19 protein-coding genes are annotated in these 17332 nt (G+C 39.4%); 11 read left to right on the top strand and 8 right to left on the bottom strand.

What is annotated here, in order from left to right:
• Window positions 1–51: 51 nt before the first annotated feature.
• From ACULLG_RS15075 to pepT, 3 genes are all read right to left on the bottom strand, one after another.
• Entirely contained in the window at window positions 52–474 is a 423-nt protein-coding gene (locus tag ACULLG_RS15075) for a (4Fe-4S)-binding protein (protein WP_452127630.1), read from the bottom strand.
• Between the two features lie 241 nt (window positions 475–715).
• The gene (locus ACULLG_RS15070) at window positions 716–1309 is read right to left on the bottom strand and encodes a YdeI/OmpD-associated family protein (protein ID WP_452127629.1); all 594 of its coding nucleotides are present in this window, start codon (window positions 1307–1309) and stop codon (window positions 716–718) included.
• A 1-nt stretch (window position 1310) separates the two neighbouring features.
• Entirely contained in the window at window positions 1311–2540 is a 1230-nt protein-coding gene (gene pepT, locus ACULLG_RS15065; RefSeq protein ID WP_452127628.1) for a peptidase T, read from the bottom strand.
• A 96-nt stretch (window positions 2541–2636) separates the two neighbouring features.
• Here pepT and ACULLG_RS15060 point away from each other — a divergent pair, with 96 nt between their 5' ends.
• Together ACULLG_RS15060 and ACULLG_RS15055 are read left to right on the top strand one after the other, a co-directional pair.
• Window positions 2637–3056 carry a hypothetical protein gene (locus tag ACULLG_RS15060; RefSeq protein WP_452127627.1) on the top strand — a complete coding sequence of 140 codons (420 nt, stop codon included), beginning with the start codon at window positions 2637–2639 and terminating at the stop codon, window positions 3054–3056.
• Window positions 3057–3110: 54 nt separating this feature from the next.
• Complete coding sequence (locus ACULLG_RS15055) at window positions 3111–4148, top strand: quinone-dependent dihydroorotate dehydrogenase (protein WP_452127626.1); 1038 nt, start codon at window positions 3111–3113, stop codon at window positions 4146–4148.
• 21 nt (window positions 4149–4169) lie between these two features.
• On the opposite strand, the gene ACULLG_RS15050 is transcribed toward ACULLG_RS15055, so the two are convergent.
• On the bottom strand, window positions 4170–6179 hold the full coding sequence (locus ACULLG_RS15050; protein ID WP_452127625.1) for a choice-of-anchor L domain-containing protein: 2010 nt from the start codon (window positions 6177–6179) through the stop codon (window positions 4170–4172).
• Between the two features lie 284 nt (window positions 6180–6463).
• Here ACULLG_RS15050 and ACULLG_RS15045 point away from each other — a divergent pair, with 284 nt between their 5' ends.
• The 5 genes from ACULLG_RS15045 (at window position 6464) to ACULLG_RS15025 (ending at window position 10421) form a co-directional block, all read left to right on the top strand.
• On the top strand, window positions 6464–7090 hold the full coding sequence (locus ACULLG_RS15045; protein ID WP_452127624.1) for a LysE family translocator: 627 nt from the start codon (window positions 6464–6466) through the stop codon (window positions 7088–7090).
• Between the two features lie 19 nt (window positions 7091–7109).
• The gene (locus ACULLG_RS15040; RefSeq protein WP_452127623.1) at window positions 7110–7973 is read left to right on the top strand and encodes a hydroxymethylglutaryl-CoA lyase; all 864 of its coding nucleotides are present in this window, start codon (window positions 7110–7112) and stop codon (window positions 7971–7973) included.
• A 154-nt stretch (window positions 7974–8127) separates the two neighbouring features.
• A complete protein-coding gene (locus ACULLG_RS15035) occupies window positions 8128–9306 on the top strand; it encodes a hypothetical protein (protein ID WP_452127622.1) in 1179 nt (392 codons plus the stop codon).
• A gap of 78 nt (window positions 9307–9384) precedes the next feature.
• Window positions 9385–9915 (top strand): FMN-binding protein, encoded by a 531-nt coding sequence (locus tag ACULLG_RS15030; protein WP_452127621.1) that lies wholly within the window; start codon window positions 9385–9387, stop codon window positions 9913–9915.
• Window positions 9915–10421 (top strand): hypothetical protein, encoded by a 507-nt coding sequence (locus ACULLG_RS15025; RefSeq protein WP_452127620.1) that lies wholly within the window; start codon window positions 9915–9917, stop codon window positions 10419–10421. Before ACULLG_RS15030 ends, ACULLG_RS15025 begins: the two co-directional genes overlap by 1 nt.
• On the opposite strand, the gene ACULLG_RS15020 is transcribed toward ACULLG_RS15025, so the two are convergent.
• Entirely contained in the window at window positions 10418–10768 is a 351-nt protein-coding gene (locus tag ACULLG_RS15020) for a DUF6686 family protein (protein WP_452127618.1), read from the bottom strand. The genes ACULLG_RS15025 and ACULLG_RS15020 overlap by 4 nt on opposite strands.
• Before the next feature lie 139 nt (window positions 10769–10907).
• Between ACULLG_RS15020 and guaB the strand changes: the two genes are divergently transcribed.
• Window positions 10908–12380, top strand: a complete 1473-nt coding sequence (guaB, locus tag ACULLG_RS15015; protein WP_452127617.1) for an IMP dehydrogenase — start codon at window positions 10908–10910, stop codon at window positions 12378–12380.
• 2 nt (window positions 12381–12382) lie between these two features.
• Here guaB and ACULLG_RS15010 read toward each other — a convergent pair whose 3' ends face one another.
• From ACULLG_RS15010 to lysA, 3 genes are all read right to left on the bottom strand, one after another.
• On the bottom strand, window positions 12383–12907 hold the full coding sequence (locus ACULLG_RS15010) for a thioredoxin family protein (RefSeq protein WP_452127616.1): 525 nt from the start codon (window positions 12905–12907) through the stop codon (window positions 12383–12385).
• 69 nt (window positions 12908–12976) lie between these two features.
• Complete coding sequence (locus ACULLG_RS15005) at window positions 12977–13390, bottom strand: DUF3995 domain-containing protein (protein ID WP_452127615.1); 414 nt, start codon at window positions 13388–13390, stop codon at window positions 12977–12979.
• Between the two features lies 1 nt (window position 13391).
• A complete protein-coding gene (lysA, locus tag ACULLG_RS15000; RefSeq protein ID WP_452127614.1) occupies window positions 13392–14630 on the bottom strand; it encodes a diaminopimelate decarboxylase in 1239 nt (412 codons plus the stop codon).
• Window positions 14631–14794: 164 nt separating this feature from the next.
• On the opposite strand from lysA, the gene ACULLG_RS14995 reads away from it, so the two are divergent.
• The 3 genes from ACULLG_RS14995 (at window position 14795) to ACULLG_RS14985 (ending at window position 17296) form a co-directional block, all read left to right on the top strand.
• A complete protein-coding gene (locus tag ACULLG_RS14995) occupies window positions 14795–15433 on the top strand; it encodes an LON peptidase substrate-binding domain-containing protein (RefSeq protein WP_452127613.1) in 639 nt (212 codons plus the stop codon).
• Between the two features lie 133 nt (window positions 15434–15566).
• Window positions 15567–16760 (top strand): ADP-forming succinate--CoA ligase subunit beta, encoded by a 1194-nt coding sequence (sucC, locus tag ACULLG_RS14990; protein ID WP_452127612.1) that lies wholly within the window; start codon window positions 15567–15569, stop codon window positions 16758–16760.
• Window positions 16761–16894: 134 nt separating this feature from the next.
• Entirely contained in the window at window positions 16895–17296 is a 402-nt protein-coding gene (locus ACULLG_RS14985; protein WP_452127611.1) for a TerB family tellurite resistance protein, read from the top strand.
• Window positions 17297–17332: the final 36 nt, after the last annotated feature.

The following is a 17332-nucleotide window of genomic DNA, read 5'->3' as shown; positions in this document are numbered from 1 at the left end:
GGAGATCATAGGTTGGTAAATGAAGTGAAGCATCTATATTTTCAATGAAAATTAACCTTCAAAATTTACCTGAATATGTGAACCATCACAATACGGTTTATTGTTTGATGCCCCACATCTGCAAAATGCCGTGGTTTTATTCTTCCGTTCAGATTTACCATCCTTGTCTTTTACGTTAAGTGTTCCATATACTAACAAAGGTCCGTTTTCCAAAACCTCCACTTTCGTCTCTAAAGAATGTTCTTCTTTGTTTTCTTCTCCATTCATAAAGTATGTCAGCGCTCCGGATGGACATTTATTTATCTGATTTTTTAAAGCTAAGGTATCTGCTCCTTCAGCTATTATCCATGGCTTTCTATTTGGATCGTAAACTTTTGGAAGAGCTTTTACGCATTCAGCAGCATGAATACATTTTTTTGGTTTCCAAACAATAGTTAATTCTCCATTGGTGTATTCTTTTTTAATTTCAGTCATAAATAGAATTTTTAGATTGATATTCTGTTTGTCGATTAGTGTTTGTAAAGAGTTTTTTTACCGCTACCCTTTAAGATATTGCTCGTTTTAATGAGTTCTGTCGACCGACTAGGGAAGTTACAAGTTTTAAGTTAAAAATTCCACCACAAACAAATAGGTGGGTTACACATTGATGGAACGAAAAATTAGCGCTTTCCCTTCCTTGAACAACAGTTCGATGGGCTTAGTGTGACGTAGGCTCTTATCTATATGCATCATTTAGACCAACCCCCTTTGCAATCATGGGAAGGATTTTTTCCAACCTTCGGACTTTTGTCTTTTCTTGTTTGGCGTCGGCTATATATTCGCAAAATTCTTTTTGCTTATGGGGTGAAAGTTTTTCAAATGCTTTTTTAGTTGCCTTATATTCGGTTAGCGCTTGCTCCAACAAGACAGGAACTTGTACCTCTTTGGAAGTCTTTTCAGGTACAATCGCAAGTCCTTTTTTCTGATTTTCGATGGCCTCACTTATATAGTTGAGCACTTCCTGGGAATCAATATCATCCATGGACCCCAGTTTCCAATGTCGCATGCCTTTGGTTTTTCCTTCTTGGGCATTGCTCAATAGTTTTTTTGGGTCGCTCAACAAAGCACCATTAAAGAACCAAACCCCAAAATGATTTTTGAATCTACAGATGCCAAATACATTTTTACCATTTACGGTGTACACCGGAAAGTTCCATTTGTAGGCTTCTTCACAATCAGTTTGCAAAGCCAATTTTCTTAAGGCATTAATTTCAGCCTTGAAACGATGCTCGGTTTGGTAATATGCTTCTAGTTTTTCAGCTTTTTCCATATTACTTTATTTGAATTGCGGTCAGTTCGCAGATTTTTACAATGACCTGTACAGCTTTTTCCATACTTTCTAGAGGAACATATTCATATTTTCCATGGAAATTATGTCCTCCAGCAAAAATATTTGGGCAAGGTAGGCCCATAAAACTCAATTGGGAGCCATCGGTGCCGCCACGGATGGGTTTGATAATCGGTTCTATCCCTAAAGATTCCATGGCTTCTTTAGCGATTTCTACAATATGAAAGACCGGCTCCACTTTTTCACGCATGTTTCGGTATTGGTCTTCTATTTGAAGGTCGATGCATTCGCCATATTTTTTGGTGAGCTTGTCGGCGATGTCATGCAACAACTCTTTTCGAGCTTTAAAATGTTCCTCGTCATGATCTCGAATGATCAACTCAATTTCAGCGTTTTCAATTTCACCGCTTGTTTTGTGCACGTGAAAAAAACCTTCTCTTTCGGTAGTATGCTCAGGGATCTCCCTTAAGGGAAGCAAACTCATAAATTCATTGGAAATACCAATGGCGTTTACCATTTTTCCCTTGGCATAGCCCGGATGTACACTTTTCCCTGCTATCGTGATTTTGGCACTTGCGGCATTAAAGTTCTCAAACTCCAGTTCGCCGACCTGACTTCCATCCATCGTATACGCCCATTCCGCACCAAATTTTTCCACATCAAACTTGTGTGCTCCACGTCCTATTTCTTCATCAGGAGTAAATGCAATTCTGATTTTTCCATGTTTGATCTCGGGATGTTTCACCAAATATTCCATAGCTGTGATGATTTCAGCAATTCCGGCCTTATCATCAGCACCCAATAATGTGGTACCATCCGTAGTGATCAAGGTTTGGCCCTGGTATTGCAAAAGGTCCTCAAAATAGTCCGGTGAAAGCACTATGTTTTTCTTTTTGTTGAGGATGATATCTTTTCCATCATAGTCCTTTACAATATTCGTCTTCACATTTTTACCACTAAAATCAGGAGTGGTATCAAAATGGGATATAAATCCAATAGTGGGAACGGATTTTTCTATGTTGCTGGGAAGTGTGGCCATGATATAGGCATGCTCGTCAATGGAAACTTCCTGCATTCCAATTTGATGCAGTTCCATAACCAATTTTTTGGCCAAATCCCACTGCTTTTCTGTGCTGGGTGTAGCTTTTGAGCAGGGGTCGCTTTGAGTGTCTATTGAAACATATTCCAGAAATCGGGGCAACAATTTTTCCATAATGTGCATTTCATCAAAAATAATGTTTATTCAATCGTGATTTTAGGAAAAAAATCGGTCTAAAAGGTATCTTTCCTTTCTTGAATACCAACCAAATTGAGAAAGATCTTTTTATACGTCATATTGATGTCGGGGATTTTTTGCTCCGCTCAGCAGGAATGCGCATTGGGAATAGGCGGAGGAAATGATGATGCTATAGCCGAAGTTTTCCAACTCAATGAGCTGCAACTGGAAAAACTTAAAAACTGGAGTGCGGAACTGAAGGTTAGGAATCAATATTTAAAGGATCAGGCAAAATTTCTACTAAAACGCAACGCGCAGAGTTCGCCAGAAGATCTACTTTCCATGTCCCATAAATATCGAGGCCTTTTGGACAGTATGCGACAAAATGTGAGAATGCTGGACAAACGCTTACTTTCCATTTTTAACAATAAACAATACAATCTTTATATGGAACTTTGTGAACAAATGATGTTGAGGCCTATTCATTTAGATAGGTTACTTGACGAAAAATAACCTATTTCTTACAATGTGAATTCAGAGTTTATATTTTTGTTCAAAATTTTTTAAATGTACAAGCTCCTTATCCGTCCAATGCTTTTTTTACTCGATGCTGAGGCTGCTCACCATTTTTCTTTTTGGGCAATTCGGACGCTTTCCAGATTTGGGTTTAATCGTCTTTTTAGAAAAATATGGGGCGTAAATGATCCCAAACTGGAACGAGAGGTTTTTGGATTGACATTTAAGAATCCGGTGGGATTGGCAGCTGGTTTTGACAAAGACGCCCGTTTGTACAATGAATTGTCTGATTTTGGTTTTGGTTTTGTTGAGATTGGAACTTTGACCCCCAAGCCACAAGAAGGAAATCCGAAGAAGCGGCTGTTCAGACTTTTGGATGATCAAGGAATTATCAATCGGATGGGTTTCAATAATAAAGGTGTTTTTGAAGCTGCCGAGCAATTGAAAAAGAAGCACCGCGTACTGATCGGGGGCAATATTGGTAAAAACAAGATCACCGCCAACAAGAATGCGATAAAGGATTACCTAATCTGTTTTGAGGCCCTCTTTGACCATGTAGATTACTTTGTAGTCAATGTGAGTTCTCCCAACACTCCAGGACTACGTGAACTGCAAGACAAGGAACCACTGACCAATTTGCTTGAAAAACTAAAGCGTCAAAACACCAAACAGGCTAATAAATCAGATCAGAAGGAGAAACCAATTCTTTTGAAAATTGCTCCAGATTTAAGTAATGACCAGTTAATGGATATCATTTCAATTGTCAAAGACACCGAAATAGATGGAATAATAGCCACAAATACCACAATTTCAAGGAAGGGGCTGAAATCACATCTCATTTTAACCGAAGAAAAAGGTGGACTTAGCGGAAAACCATTAACTGACCGAAGTACCGAAGTAATCCGATTCTTGGCGGAAAAAAGTAACAAAGCTTTTCCCATAATAGGAGTAGGGGGAATACACTCACCTGAAGATGCGCTTGAAAAACTGGATGCTGGTGCGGATTTAATTCAATTATATACTGGTTTTGTGTATGAAGGGCCAGCGCTAGTGAAAAATATTAACAAAGCTATTCTCCAAAGATCGTAACAGGGCGATGTGGTCATTGCCCTAGCGTTTTAAGGTAAAGTGACTTTTAAACTCCTTTCTAATACCCTCTTGATTGTCATAGGTTAATCTAAACCAATAATCTGTAGAAGGAGCTTTATTTCCTCGAAGTGTTCCATCCCAGCCCATTTCATTGTTGAATTGATGCTGGATTACCCCATATCGGTCAAAAATGGTTATTTCTGGATTTTCAATTTCAAATAGACTTACTATTTTCCAGGTATCGTTTACACCATCACCATTTGGAGTAAAGAATCGTGGATAATCCACAATAAAGAACTTTTTGGAGACGATACTGCATTCATTCGAATCTTGAACGTACGCAATATGCCCTCCTGGATCTAGATTTGAAAAAACGTTGTTTTCACTAAACGTAAATCCATCCAAACTGTACAAATAATTGCTAGGTCCTTCAACGTCGATGGATACCACATGGTTATCAGCAAATAGATCGCTTAACACATTCACTTCAAAAACTGATGGTGGTTCCGAGGTGATTACACTTGTGGCCAGCGATGTTTCGCAATTGAACGTACGATTTTCAATGACTACATGATAAATTCCCCGCTCAGATGGAATGTAAAAAGGTTGATCTTCATTTACAATGAGATTCTCCTCATTGATGGAGTTGTGATACCAACTAAAAGTATAATCTGCTATAGAAAGTCCTGTATCCAGTTGTGGACGTGGCTCAATAGGATTGCCACTACCATCTAAACATAAGACATACTCCTCTTGCAAGGTGGGTGAAAAATCAAGTTGACGCAGGTTGATGTTGAAAGAAGTTATTTCATAACAGCTTCTTCCTGAAGAAATTCGGGCATAAATTGTTTCAGTAGGCTGACTCATTAGATATTTGGCGGGTACACCAATGACATTTTGGAAGTTTTCAGCATCCTCCATAGATCTGTAATAATATACACGATAGATGCTTGGGTCTTGCAGTCCAACAATCCGAGCCGTATTTTCAGTAAGATCTACAAATCCTTGACCTTCGTTTTGAAAATCACATACATTAAGGTCAATAGGAGACTCTGCAATTTGTGGGGGAGCTACATATTCTATTTCCACCCTTCCTTCTGAAATACAAGTAGGGGAAAATTCCACCTCTACCTCGTAAACCCCACCCTCGGTAACAGAAACTATAGGAAGGTCGTCGAAGTGGTTTAAGCGAATATCATTTCTGAACCATCTATAATGTAATGCTCCAGAAGCGGTAGCATCCATTTCAAAAACTTCCCCTTCGCAAAGCGGATTACCATTCCTGACCGTTCTATTGTCCCCCAAGGATACATCTATCGAAAAACTACCTCCTTCAAGAAATACAGCAGAATCTAGTTGAGAGTCCAAATTGTCGGCGATAACCAATTTTATGGTATAGGTTTCACCGGGATTTACCTCAGATTCTGCAACCAAACTCTTGGTTTTTCCAGTCATTGAGATATTGGATGAAAGTCCGTTGATGCCTCCAAAAAAATCTCGATTTCGTGCATCGCACATATCTTGGACGCCTGGTCTGATGCTCGTGGCAGAAACACGATCTTCCGAGCCGGGAACTAGTGCCAGATTTGTCGAATTCCCGCTTGAATCTGTCAAAATAAATGCAAATACGTCGGAATAGATGCATTGATAGGCCTCTGAATATTCTTCTGAAGCAAACAGAAAGTTAAAACTTATACTATTGGTTTTGGGAACAAAATCGAATTCAATATAAGAGGCATTAAAAAGGCTTGCAACACGTGTAACCTCCGATAAATCATTATCACCCAACCATTCCAAATCACCCGATGATTTGATGTCGTTATTTGGACCTTCAGCATCCTTGGCGCTACCAGATGAAATAACAATACCTTCTTTATATGCAAACTTGCTTTCATTGGCATTGAAATAGCCAATACCATTAATTCCAAAAGCGGTACCCGTTGATGATCTGTAATTGGAGGTTTCAGCACAACTACTGTTGACCAAAACTTCGCGCACCAAGCGCTCTACAGTATAGTCAGGGTCTACCATAATTTGGCCAAAACATGGCAAACAAATGCAACAGAACAATAAATATAGGAATGAGGTTTTCTTCACAATATATTTGAACTAGCTATCCAATCATTTGCCCTACCAAAATGGGCAAGGATAAATATAATGGTTATTATTTAAAGGGAAGTCTGTGAAGAAAAGTTTGGCAGATTGTCTAAAAAATTGGCAATATACCGATGCCGCAAATGCATCGCATAAACCTTGAAAAGTGAGGGATGATGACCGTATTTATTTTGTACTTTTCAAGCTGCAAACTACTGATATTGAACTACGAAATTTTAATTGGATTTTCAATGGCCTCCGCTGCCTTGGCCATTGCACCCGGTCCCGACAATATTTTTGTTCTTGGACAAAGTATTTCAAATGGAGTGAAATCGGGACTGGCCACGGTTGCAGGCTTGGTCAGTGGGTGTTTGGTACATACTACGTTATTGGCTTTTGGCATTTCTGAAGTAATCAAAAGAAGCGATACGCTTTTTTGGGCGATCAAGTTATTCGGTGCTGCCTACCTTTTGTATTTAGCTGTAATGGTGTTGCGGAGCGATTCGGTAATTTCTGTGGATAAAAAAGAGACTTCTTCCCAAGGATTGGGTAAGTTGTTTTGGAAGGGATTTACCATGAACGTGCTTAATCCGAAGGTGACTATATTCTTCTTGGCTTTTTTTCCAGGTTTTCTGTTCAGTTCTGAACTGCACCCGGTTATTCAATTTTATGTGCTTGGTTTCCTTTTTATGTTGATTGCATTTGTCATTTTTGGGATCATAGCAATTTTGGCAGGAGCTATTTCAAACTATTTATTGAGAAACCCAAAAACTGGATTTTATCTAAAATGGGTTCAGATTTTTGTTTTTGTGGGAATAGCCATCTATTTAATTGTATCGGATAAATAGTGGTAATTTTATGCAGACTATGGCCAAAGTAAAGCTTATAGAATGTCCAAGGGACGCCATGCAGGGAATAAAGACCTTTATCCCAACGGAAGAAAAGGCAAGATATATTCAATCACTTTTGGGATGCGGATTTGATACCATTGATTTTGGCTCGTTTGTCTCGCCCAAGGCTATTCCCCAAATGGTGGATACTGCCAAAGTTTTGGAACAACTAGATCTGACCAAAACCAAAACCAAACTACTTGCAATTGTTGCCAATACCCGAGGGGCAAGTGATGCTTCCCAATACAAAGCAATTGACTATCTGGGCTATCCTTTTTCCATCTCCGAAAATTTTCAAATGCGGAATACTCATAAAACCATCGCGCAATCTGTAGAAACTTTGCAAAGTATTTTGGAAATAGCTAATGCGAACAATAAGGAGGTGGTAACTTATATTTCGATGGGATTTGGTAACCCTTACGGAGATCCATGGGATGTAGAGATTGTAGGGGAGTGGACGGAAAAGTTGGCAACGATGGGAACCAAAATACTATCCCTTTCCGATACCATTGGAAGCTCAACTCCTGAGGTCATCAACTATTTGTTTTCCAATTTGATTCCAAGCTATCCAGAGATTGAGTTTGGCGCACATTTGCATACCACTCCGACCAAATGGCACGAAAAAGTAGATGCTGCCTACAAAGCTGGTTGTAGACGGTTTGATGGTGCTGTACAAGGTTTTGGCGGGTGTCCAATGGCCAAAGATGAACTTACCGGCAACATGCCCACCGAAAAAATGCTCTCTTACTTCACTTCAGAAAAAGCAGATTCGGGCGTTAATTGGATGGTTTTTGAAGCTGCTTATAACAAGGCCACAGAACTTTTTTCTGCATATCACTAATCGCCTGAAACAGAAGGTTTCAAAGTACCCAGAATGTTAATTCTTAGACTTTATTTAAATTAAGTCTAAATAAATTTGGTCTATTCCTAAGGACGAAATATATTTGCTCCCATCAATTTATTTAAAATAAATCTAAATAATAATACCTAAACAAATGAGGAAGTACACCCTTCTTTTAGCACTGCTAATTTCGGCATCAATTTTTGCACAAACCCAAACTGATTCCATCACTTTAAACCCCCAAAAACAGATTAATGCGGCACAACGATTGCTGTCGGGAAATTATGCATCTGCGGTGACGGTGGGTGCATATGGTGAAATGCTATACAATCAACCTGAAGGTGAAAATGGCGAGATAGACGTTCAACGTTTGGTACTTCTTTTTGGATATCGATTTGATGATCGCACCCAGTTTGTAACTGAAATTGAATTTGAGCATGTGGAAGAAGTTTTTGTGGAACAAGCTTTCATTAACTATAATGCAGCACCAAATTTTAATGTCCGTGGTGGTTTGATGCTGGTTCCAATGGGAATTGTCAATGAATTTCATGAACCTACCACTTTCAACGGAACCGAAAGACCTGCGATTGACAATGTAATCGTTCCAACTACCTGGAGAGAACTTGGAGTGGGGGTGACAGGTAGATTCAATTCCATTTCCCTGGGTTACCAAGCCTATTTGTTCAATGGATTTAAATCGACAGAAGCCGATGGTGAAGGCGGAGTATCAGGTATATTAAAAGGTTCCAATGGATTGCGCAGCGGAAGACAAAAAGGGATTCGCTCCACCATTGATAGTCCAAATTTGGCCACTAAATTGGATTATTACGGAATTCCTGGTTTGCGACTTGGCTTTTCAACATACTTGGGCCGTACCCAAGCGGCAGATGATGTAGAACAGTTCGATGGTTCGGATATTGGAATGGCCATGTTTGGTTTGGACGCGAGATATGCCTACCAACGTTTTACAGCTCGTGGACAGTTTATACATGCTTCATTATCTGATACCGAGGCATACAACAATTTAACTGGCAGGGATTTAGGTAGCGCCTTGCAAGGATGGTATGTAGAAGGTGCGTACAACCTGCTTCCGACCGGAAAAAGGCAAAAACTATTTGCTTTTGCCCGCTACGAAAAATATGATACTCATGCCAATACAGATGGTACATTGGTGGAGAATGAGGCTTACGATCGTACAGATGTCACAACAGGACTTACCTACCATATTGCCCCAGGAGTGGTTATTAAAGGAGACTATCAGTTCAGGAGCAATGCTTTGGACGGTGATGACGTCACCGACCGACTTAATTTTGGAATAGGGGTGTGGTTTTAACCACACCTTTTTTATGCAGTTGAAAGATTCTTTGACTTATTTTTATTCATAATAAGTCTAAATTAATATATTTGAGGCATGAAATTGGTCAAACCATTAGCATCGCTATTTGTAGTATTACTTTTTTTTGGATTTAGCATTCCAAAAGGTGTACATAAAAAGGTGATAAAGGAGGTTGAGAAGACTTTTGAAGTGTCAGATTTTAACCTTTCATCCATGACAGTCACCAGGGAATTGAATGCGGTTCTTCCCACAAAGATTTCCGGTGATAATTTTTACAAGATTGACCTACAAGATTCAATTTTGGGCTATGCTTTTGTGGACCAGGCCCCTAGTAAGACTGCTAAATTTGATTATTTGGTAGTTTTTGATAGTGATTTAAAGGTGGTGAATTCGAAGGTTTTGATATATCGTGAAGAATATGGCGGAGAAATTGGGAGTAAGCGATGGCTCAAACAGTTTATTGGAAAAACAGGTGGTGATAGAGTAAGCCACGAGACGAATATCGATGCCATTTCAGGTGCCACCATCTCGGTGCGCTCCATGACCAAATCCATGGATAACCTATTGCAAACCATTGGCATTCTTCAGGAAAAAGGACAATTATAATGGTATATAATGGTCTTCTGACTACTTTCCCCAAGGAAATCCGACTTTTTATCGCCGTATTTGTTGTTGTGCTTTCCATTGGTTTTTTTACAGGACTGTTGTTTGTTGGGCAGACCGAATCTGTAACTCCAGCCGGATTGGAAGAAAATTACCTCGGTAATGAAGAAGATGAAAGTGCTACCGTAATGAAGTTTGAAAAAGGTGAGCGGGAGATGCTTACCATAATTCATACGCACATTTTGTCCATGTCATTTATTTTTTTCCTGTTGGGAGGATTGGTTTGGATTTGCAAGTTTCCGAAGAAATGGAAATTGTTTTTGACCATAGAACCTTTTCTTTCCGTTTTGTTGACCTTTGGTGGTATATATCTCATGTGGAAGGGAATGTTATGGATGAAATACGTCGTGATTTTTTCCGGTATACTTATGACGCTAACGTACACTTTTGCTGCCTTACTTGTTTTTTTACAGTGTATTAAACGACGTGATAAAAGGCTAAGTGCCTAGTTTTCAATAAACGTATAGTTAATATCATCGTATTCGAGAAACTCCACTCGTTTCAAATTAAAGGATAGCAACCGCTTGATTTCCAATATTTCTCGCTTGCTAACGATGATTATAAAGTGTTTTTGGCCTACAGAAATAGGTATTTTACGCTCATGAATCCAATTTTTGAACTCGTTTTCCCAGTATGAAATATCAAGTTGGGAAATGTAGGACTTGAAAGAGTCCAGCTCCCACTCGTACAATTCAAAACACAGATTATTGAAGACCAGTTGAAATAACTTGCTGTTGTTGCAAAAACTTAGGGTTCCATTCTTGGTTTGGTTTAGAATTTTTTGAGATTCGCACATAGGTCGTAAGTTTGGTGTAAATGTATTCATTATTTATAATAAGTCTAAATAAAAATAAATTAAAATTAACCGAAAAACCCAAAGAACATACACTTGAATTAAAAGTGGTATATTTGCACGCAATTAATCCGTAATTGCAATGGAAGCCCACCTAAATAAAATTGTTGGCGAAGGACTTACTTATGATGACGTCCTACTTGTGCCAGCATTTTCCGAAGTACTACCCAGAGAAGTTAACATCCAAACAAAATTTACGAGAAACATTACCATTAATGTTCCCATTGTTTCGGCTGCTATGGATACCGTTACCGAGTCGCAAATGGCCATTGCCATGGCTCGTGAAGGTGGTATTGGCGTTTTGCACAAGAATATGACCGTAGAGCAACAAGCAGTTAAAGTACGTAAGGTTAAGCGGGCGGAAAGTGGTATGATTATGGATCCCGTTACCCTTCCGAAGGATGCATTGGTTCGGGATGCCAAAGCAAGCATGAGGGAACATAGCATTGGTGGAATTCCCATAGTAAATGGGAGCAAAAAACTGATAGGGATAGTCACCAATAGGGATTTGAGGTTTGAAAAAAATGAAAATAGGCCAATTGGGGAGGTTATGACCTCTAAGAATTTGGTCACCGTAGGTGAGGGAACATCCTTGGAGCAAGCTGAAGTAATATTACAGGAAAATAAAATTGAAAAACTTCCCGTTGTCAACAAAAATGACGAGTTGGTTGGACTTATAACCTTTAGGGACATCACCAAATTGACCCAAAAACCCATTGCCAATAAGGATCAATATGGTCGGCTTAGAGTGGCCGCAGCTATAGGAGTTACCGCAGACGCTGTGGGTAGAGCAGGAGCCTTGGTCAACGCAGGAGTCGATGCCATTGTAATCGATACAGCTCATGGACATACCAAAGGTGTTGTTGGAGTGCTCAAAGAGGTGAAAAAGAATTTCCCTCAGTTGGAAGTGATCGTTGGCAACATAGCTACTGGCGAAGCAGCAAAATATTTGGTGGAAGCAGGTGCCGATGCCGTTAAAGTCGGAATCGGTCCAGGATCTATCTGTACTACACGTGTTGTTGCGGGCGTTGGATTTCCGCAATTTTCTGCGGTGTTGGAAGTGGCGGCTGCCATAAAAGGAAGTGGCGTTCCGGTAATTGCAGACGGTGGAATTCGGTATACCGGAGATATTCCAAAGGCAATTGCCGCCGGAGCCGATACTGTAATGCTAGGTTCCTTATTGGCCGGAACTAAAGAATCTCCAGGAGAGACCATTATTTATGAAGGAAGAAAGTTTAAATCGTATCGTGGAATGGGCTCTGTTGAGGCTATGAAAGAAGGTAGTAAGGATCGTTATTTCCAAGATGTTGAGGACGACATCAAAAAATTGGTACCTGAGGGTATTGTTGGTCGTGTTCCCTACAAAGGCGAATTGTATGAAAGTATACACCAATTTGTTGGTGGACTGCGTGCTGGAATGGGGTATTGTGGCGCCAAGGATATTGAAACCTTAAAAGAATCCGGTAGGTTCGTTAAAATTACGGCCAGCGGCATCAACGAAAGTCACCCGCACGATGTGACCATCACAAAAGAAAGTCCAAATTATAGTAGATAACCTTATTTACCTGCGTAGGCTTGCCAATCTTTGGTTTTGTAAATATCATCTCCAAAATAACGGGCAATTTCTAAAAAAGGCTTTGCTTTTTGATATCCGGGAACCGGGGATAACATATTCAACTTTTCATCAAGAAAAACTACCGTGGGATAGCTCATTTTTCCCTGAAGAAGTGCTGCTGCAAATTCATGGTAGCCTCTTCTGCCCGAAGGGACGAACTTAAAGGTGTTTCCTTTGAATTCAATCGGGTCTTTGCCTTCTGCATCCAACTTTACCATATAAAAATTGTCCTGCATATAGGCTGCCACTTCCGGGTTTTGAAAGGTATCCTTGTCCATTTTTTTACACCATCCACACCAATCTGTGTAAACGTCGATAAACATTTTCTTGGGATTGGAATCGGTTTGTGATAATGTAACAGCTTCGTTCCAACTGAGCCACTTTACATTTTGGGCATGGGATTGAACTCCGACAAAAAACAAAAGAAAAAAACTAATCTGGGTTAAGTAGGTAAAAACTGCACGCATCGCTCTTTATTTTGAGGGTTTAGTCAGCTGACTATAACAAAACTAACGAAAATTATGCCAAAATAGTGTTCAGTCAATGAGCTCAAGGATAAGCACAAGAATGCCCATAAGCAAACATAACGGAGAGTAGTACCTTGTGTCGAGGGCGGAAAATTTGCTGTTCCTCGCCGTTTTAAAGAAGCCTACATATTTAAAGTCACCGAATGCACGGACAATAAAAATAACTCCAATCCCTATGGAAACATAGCGCAACCAAGCAAAATCGACGTAATTAATAATTTTATTAATGAAGACAAAGGCAAAGCCAAGCAAAATTACGCCTACAAGGGCCGCCATGATTTTATTTGGTGTTTTTACTTGATTGTTTCCCACTGGGGTCGGAATTACTGCTTCGGGTTCCTTGATACCAAACAAAGCCCAAAAAAAATGAAGTATGGCCAAAATAATCAAAACAATTGAAATCAATATGGCCAATACATCCATGTTATTTTATTGCAGCTGCTTTAGGTTTTTTAAATAAATCCTTTACGTCAACTTGATTTCTGAGAATATCATCAAATGTTTCCCTTTCACGTATAAGATATGCTTTTCCCTTGTTCCAAAGTACCTCAGCGGGTCTATATCTTGAATTATAATTACTGGACATGGTAAAGCAATAGGCACCAGCATTTTTAAAACAAAGGATGTCACCTTCTGAAATCTCGTTGATTCTGCGGTTACTTCCAAAAGTATCCGTCTCACAAATATAACCAACAACGGAGTAATAACGTTCTTTGCCCTTCGGATTTGATACATTGACAATCTCATGTGAAGAGCCATAGAGCATTGGACGAATAAGATGGTTGAAACCTGAATCTACACTGGCAAACACCGTGGAAGTCGTTTGTTTTACAACATTCACCTTTGCCAAAAAATGACCTGCTTCACTTACCAAAAACTTACCGGGTTCAAAAGCTAGGGTCAATTCTTTGCCATATTCTTTGCAGAACTCATTGAATCTACGAGTCAGTTTTTTACCCAATTCCTCAATATTGGTTTCAATGTCCCCAGCCTTATAAGGCACTTTAAACCCACTGCCGAAATCAATAAACTCAAGATTTTTAAAGTTTCTGGCGGTTTCAAACAAAATTTCGGAGGCATATAGGAATACATCAATATCCAAAATATCACTACCGGTGTGCATATGGATACCGTTGATGTTCATTTTGGTAAGCTCCACAATCCGCAACAAATGTGGAATTTGATGGATGCTAATGCCAAATTTTGAATCGATATGGCCTACGGAAATTTTAGAATTACCACCCGCCATTACATGTGGATTGATTCTGATACAAACAGGAACGTCGGGATGCTTGCTCCCAAATTGTTCCAATACGGAAAGATTATCAATATTAATTTGGACTCCAAGAGCAGATGCCTCTTCTATTTCTTCCAGGGAAACACCGTTGGGTGTAAAAATGATGGACTCAGGTTTAAAACCCGCCATTAGTCCGAGCTTAACCTCTTGAATGGAAACTGTATCCAATCCACTCCCCAAACTGTTCATCAACCTTAAGATGGAAATATTGGACAACGCTTTGGCGGCATAATTCAATCGTAAACTTCCCACTCCTGCAAAAGCCTTGGTCAATCGTTGAAACTGGGAAGAAATCTTTTCAGCATCATATACATATAAAGGAGCACCGAATTGGGAGGCGAGCTTCAATAAATTTTGGGAGTTCATAAGCTATATTTGTTTCCAGCAAATCTAAACTTTGAAAGCAAGTTTGGCAAGAATATGACATCAAATCATATTAATATAACAATTTGTTTTAAAAATAACATTTATCAATTTGACAAGCTTGTTCTTTTAAAGTCCACATCGTACATTTAATCCAAATTCGCAGCATGAAATTACCCCTATTTCCGTTACAGACGGTGTTCTTTCCTGGTGAAACTGTACCGCTCCATATTTTTGAAGAGCGGTATAAGCAATTGATTCGTGATTGCAGACAGGAGGCTATTACTTTCGGAATACCTGTATTTATTGATAATACCATTGCGTACGGTACTGAAGTGCAGTTGGCAGAGGTGGTTACCACCTATGAAAATGGTGAGATGGATGTGGTTTGTGTAGCAAGGCAGGTATTTAGAATTCTATCTTTCGAAAATCAACTTGAAGGAAAGCTCTATGCTGGTGGAGATGTGGAATTTTTGGATTCTGAAAACAATACCGATGAAGAATTAAAACTGGATGTCATGCAAAAGATTGAGGGCTTGTACGAACTAATGGATGTGCCCTTCACAAAAATTCCGGAAAAACAATTCAACAGTTATATTCTTGCGCATAAAATGGGGCTCTCATTTGAGCAAGAATACCAATTACTTCAAATATCCAGCGAAAAGGACAGATTGTTATTTATTAAAAAGCATTTGGAAACTACAGCTTCGGTATTGAGCGAGGTAAACCGAACAAAGGATATTATTGAAATGAACGGTCATTTTAAAAATTTTGACCCGTTGGATTTTGAGGATTTTGGAATGTAATACACGTTGTGGATGTATATTGTACAGCTTCTGTTTTGCGGCGTACAACTTTCAATCCTAATTAATCCTTTTTCATCTTCAATTTGTCAATGTCGTTTTCTATTTTTGTCCCCAATTAAAAGTCAATTCACAAATGAATCTTCACGAATATCAAGGAAAAGAAATTTTAGCCAGTTTTGGGGTTAGAATCCAACGAGGTATTGTAGCACGCAACGCCAAACAAGCAGTTGATGCTGCCAAACAACTTACCCAAGAAACCGGAACAGGGTGGCATGTGATAAAAGCACAAGTACATGCTGGAGGACGTGGTAAAGGCGGAGGTGTGAAATTGGCCAAAAACTTGAAAGAAGTTGAAGAGATTGCTGGTAACATAATCGGAATGAACCTGATTACTCCACAAACATCCGCAGAAGGTAAAAAGGTACATCAAGTGCTTATTGCTGAAGATGTATACTACCCTGGCGATAGTGAAACCAATGAATTTTATATGTCGGTTTTGCTGAACAGGGCTACCGGGAGAAACATGGTAATGTACTCTACTGAGGGAGGAATGGATATTGAAGAAGTTGCGGAAAAGACTCCACATCTGATTTTTACCGAGGAGATTGATCCTGCGACAGGATTATTGCCTTTTCAGGCTAGAAGAATTGCTTTTAACCTTGGTTTGTCGGGAGCTTCCTTTAAGGAAATGGTAAAATTTGTATCCGCACTTTACAAAGCCTATGAAGAAAGCGATGCTAGTTTGTTTGAGATTAATCCTGTTTTAAAAACTTCTGATGATAAAATCATGGCGGTTGATGCCAAGGTCTCCATTGATGATAATGCTTTGTATCGAAGAAAGACCTATGCAGAAATGCGTGACCTTCGAGAAGAAAACCCAATTGAGGTAGAAGCTCGAGAGGTAGGTCTCAACTATGTCGATTTGGATGGAAATGTTGGATGTATGGTAAATGGTGCGGGACTTGCCATGGCGACCATGGATTTGATTAAGATGGCTGGCGGAGAACCGGCAAACTTTTTGGATGTAGGTGGTACGGCAGATGCGAAACGTGTGGAAGAGGCATTTCGAATTATTTTAAAAGATCCTAATGTAAAAGCGATTCTCATCAATATTTTTGGTGGAATTGTGCGCTGTGATCGTGTTGCACAAGGTGTTGTTGATGCCTATAAAAACATGGGCGACGCCATTCAAGTGCCTATTATTGTTAGACTACAGGGTACCAATGCCGAATTGGCCAAAGAAATTATAGATAATTCTGGATTGGCGGTTCATTCAGCCGTTCAATTCCAAGAAGCAGCGGATAAAGTAAAAGAGGTGTTGAGTTAAATTGCACCTCAATAAATGTTCAAAAGGCAGCGCATATAACGTTGCCTTTTTTATTTTGGAACAATACCTCACGTTCTATACACTAAAATGGGAGGTTTAAGAGTTATCTTATTAAGAATCAGCTCTAAACCGATATGGGAACCTTCGAGGAAAAATTAAGTATCCTTTCTGAAATGATAGCCTTTGCGAGAGTAGACCACACCTTGAAGGATTCTGAATATCAGTTTTTACTTGGGGTAGCGTCCAGTTTGGGAATTAAGGAGAAGACTTTTGAAAAACTTTTAAATCAAAAATCCCCCAAGGTTACCCTAAAGTCGCAAGCGGAACGGATTGTACAATTCCACAGGCTCCTACTTTTAATGAATATTGACGAGGAGCAACATCAAAAAGAGATTAATACCTTATATAACATTGGACTGACAATGGGACTTCCACCCTCCGCCATTGGACAAGTGCTAGAAGTGATGCACAAATACCCAAATAAGGTTGTTCCTGCCGAAGTGTTGATCAATATTTTCAAGGCGCATTACAATTAATGTCATAATGACAGCCAAAATTGTTAATAAAATGCC

The sequence above is a fragment of the Flagellimonas sp. 2504JD1-5 genome, from assembly GCF_053618295.1.
The sequence above is the reverse complement of the archived record's forward strand: the minus strand, read 5'-3'. Positions and strand labels throughout refer to the sequence as shown.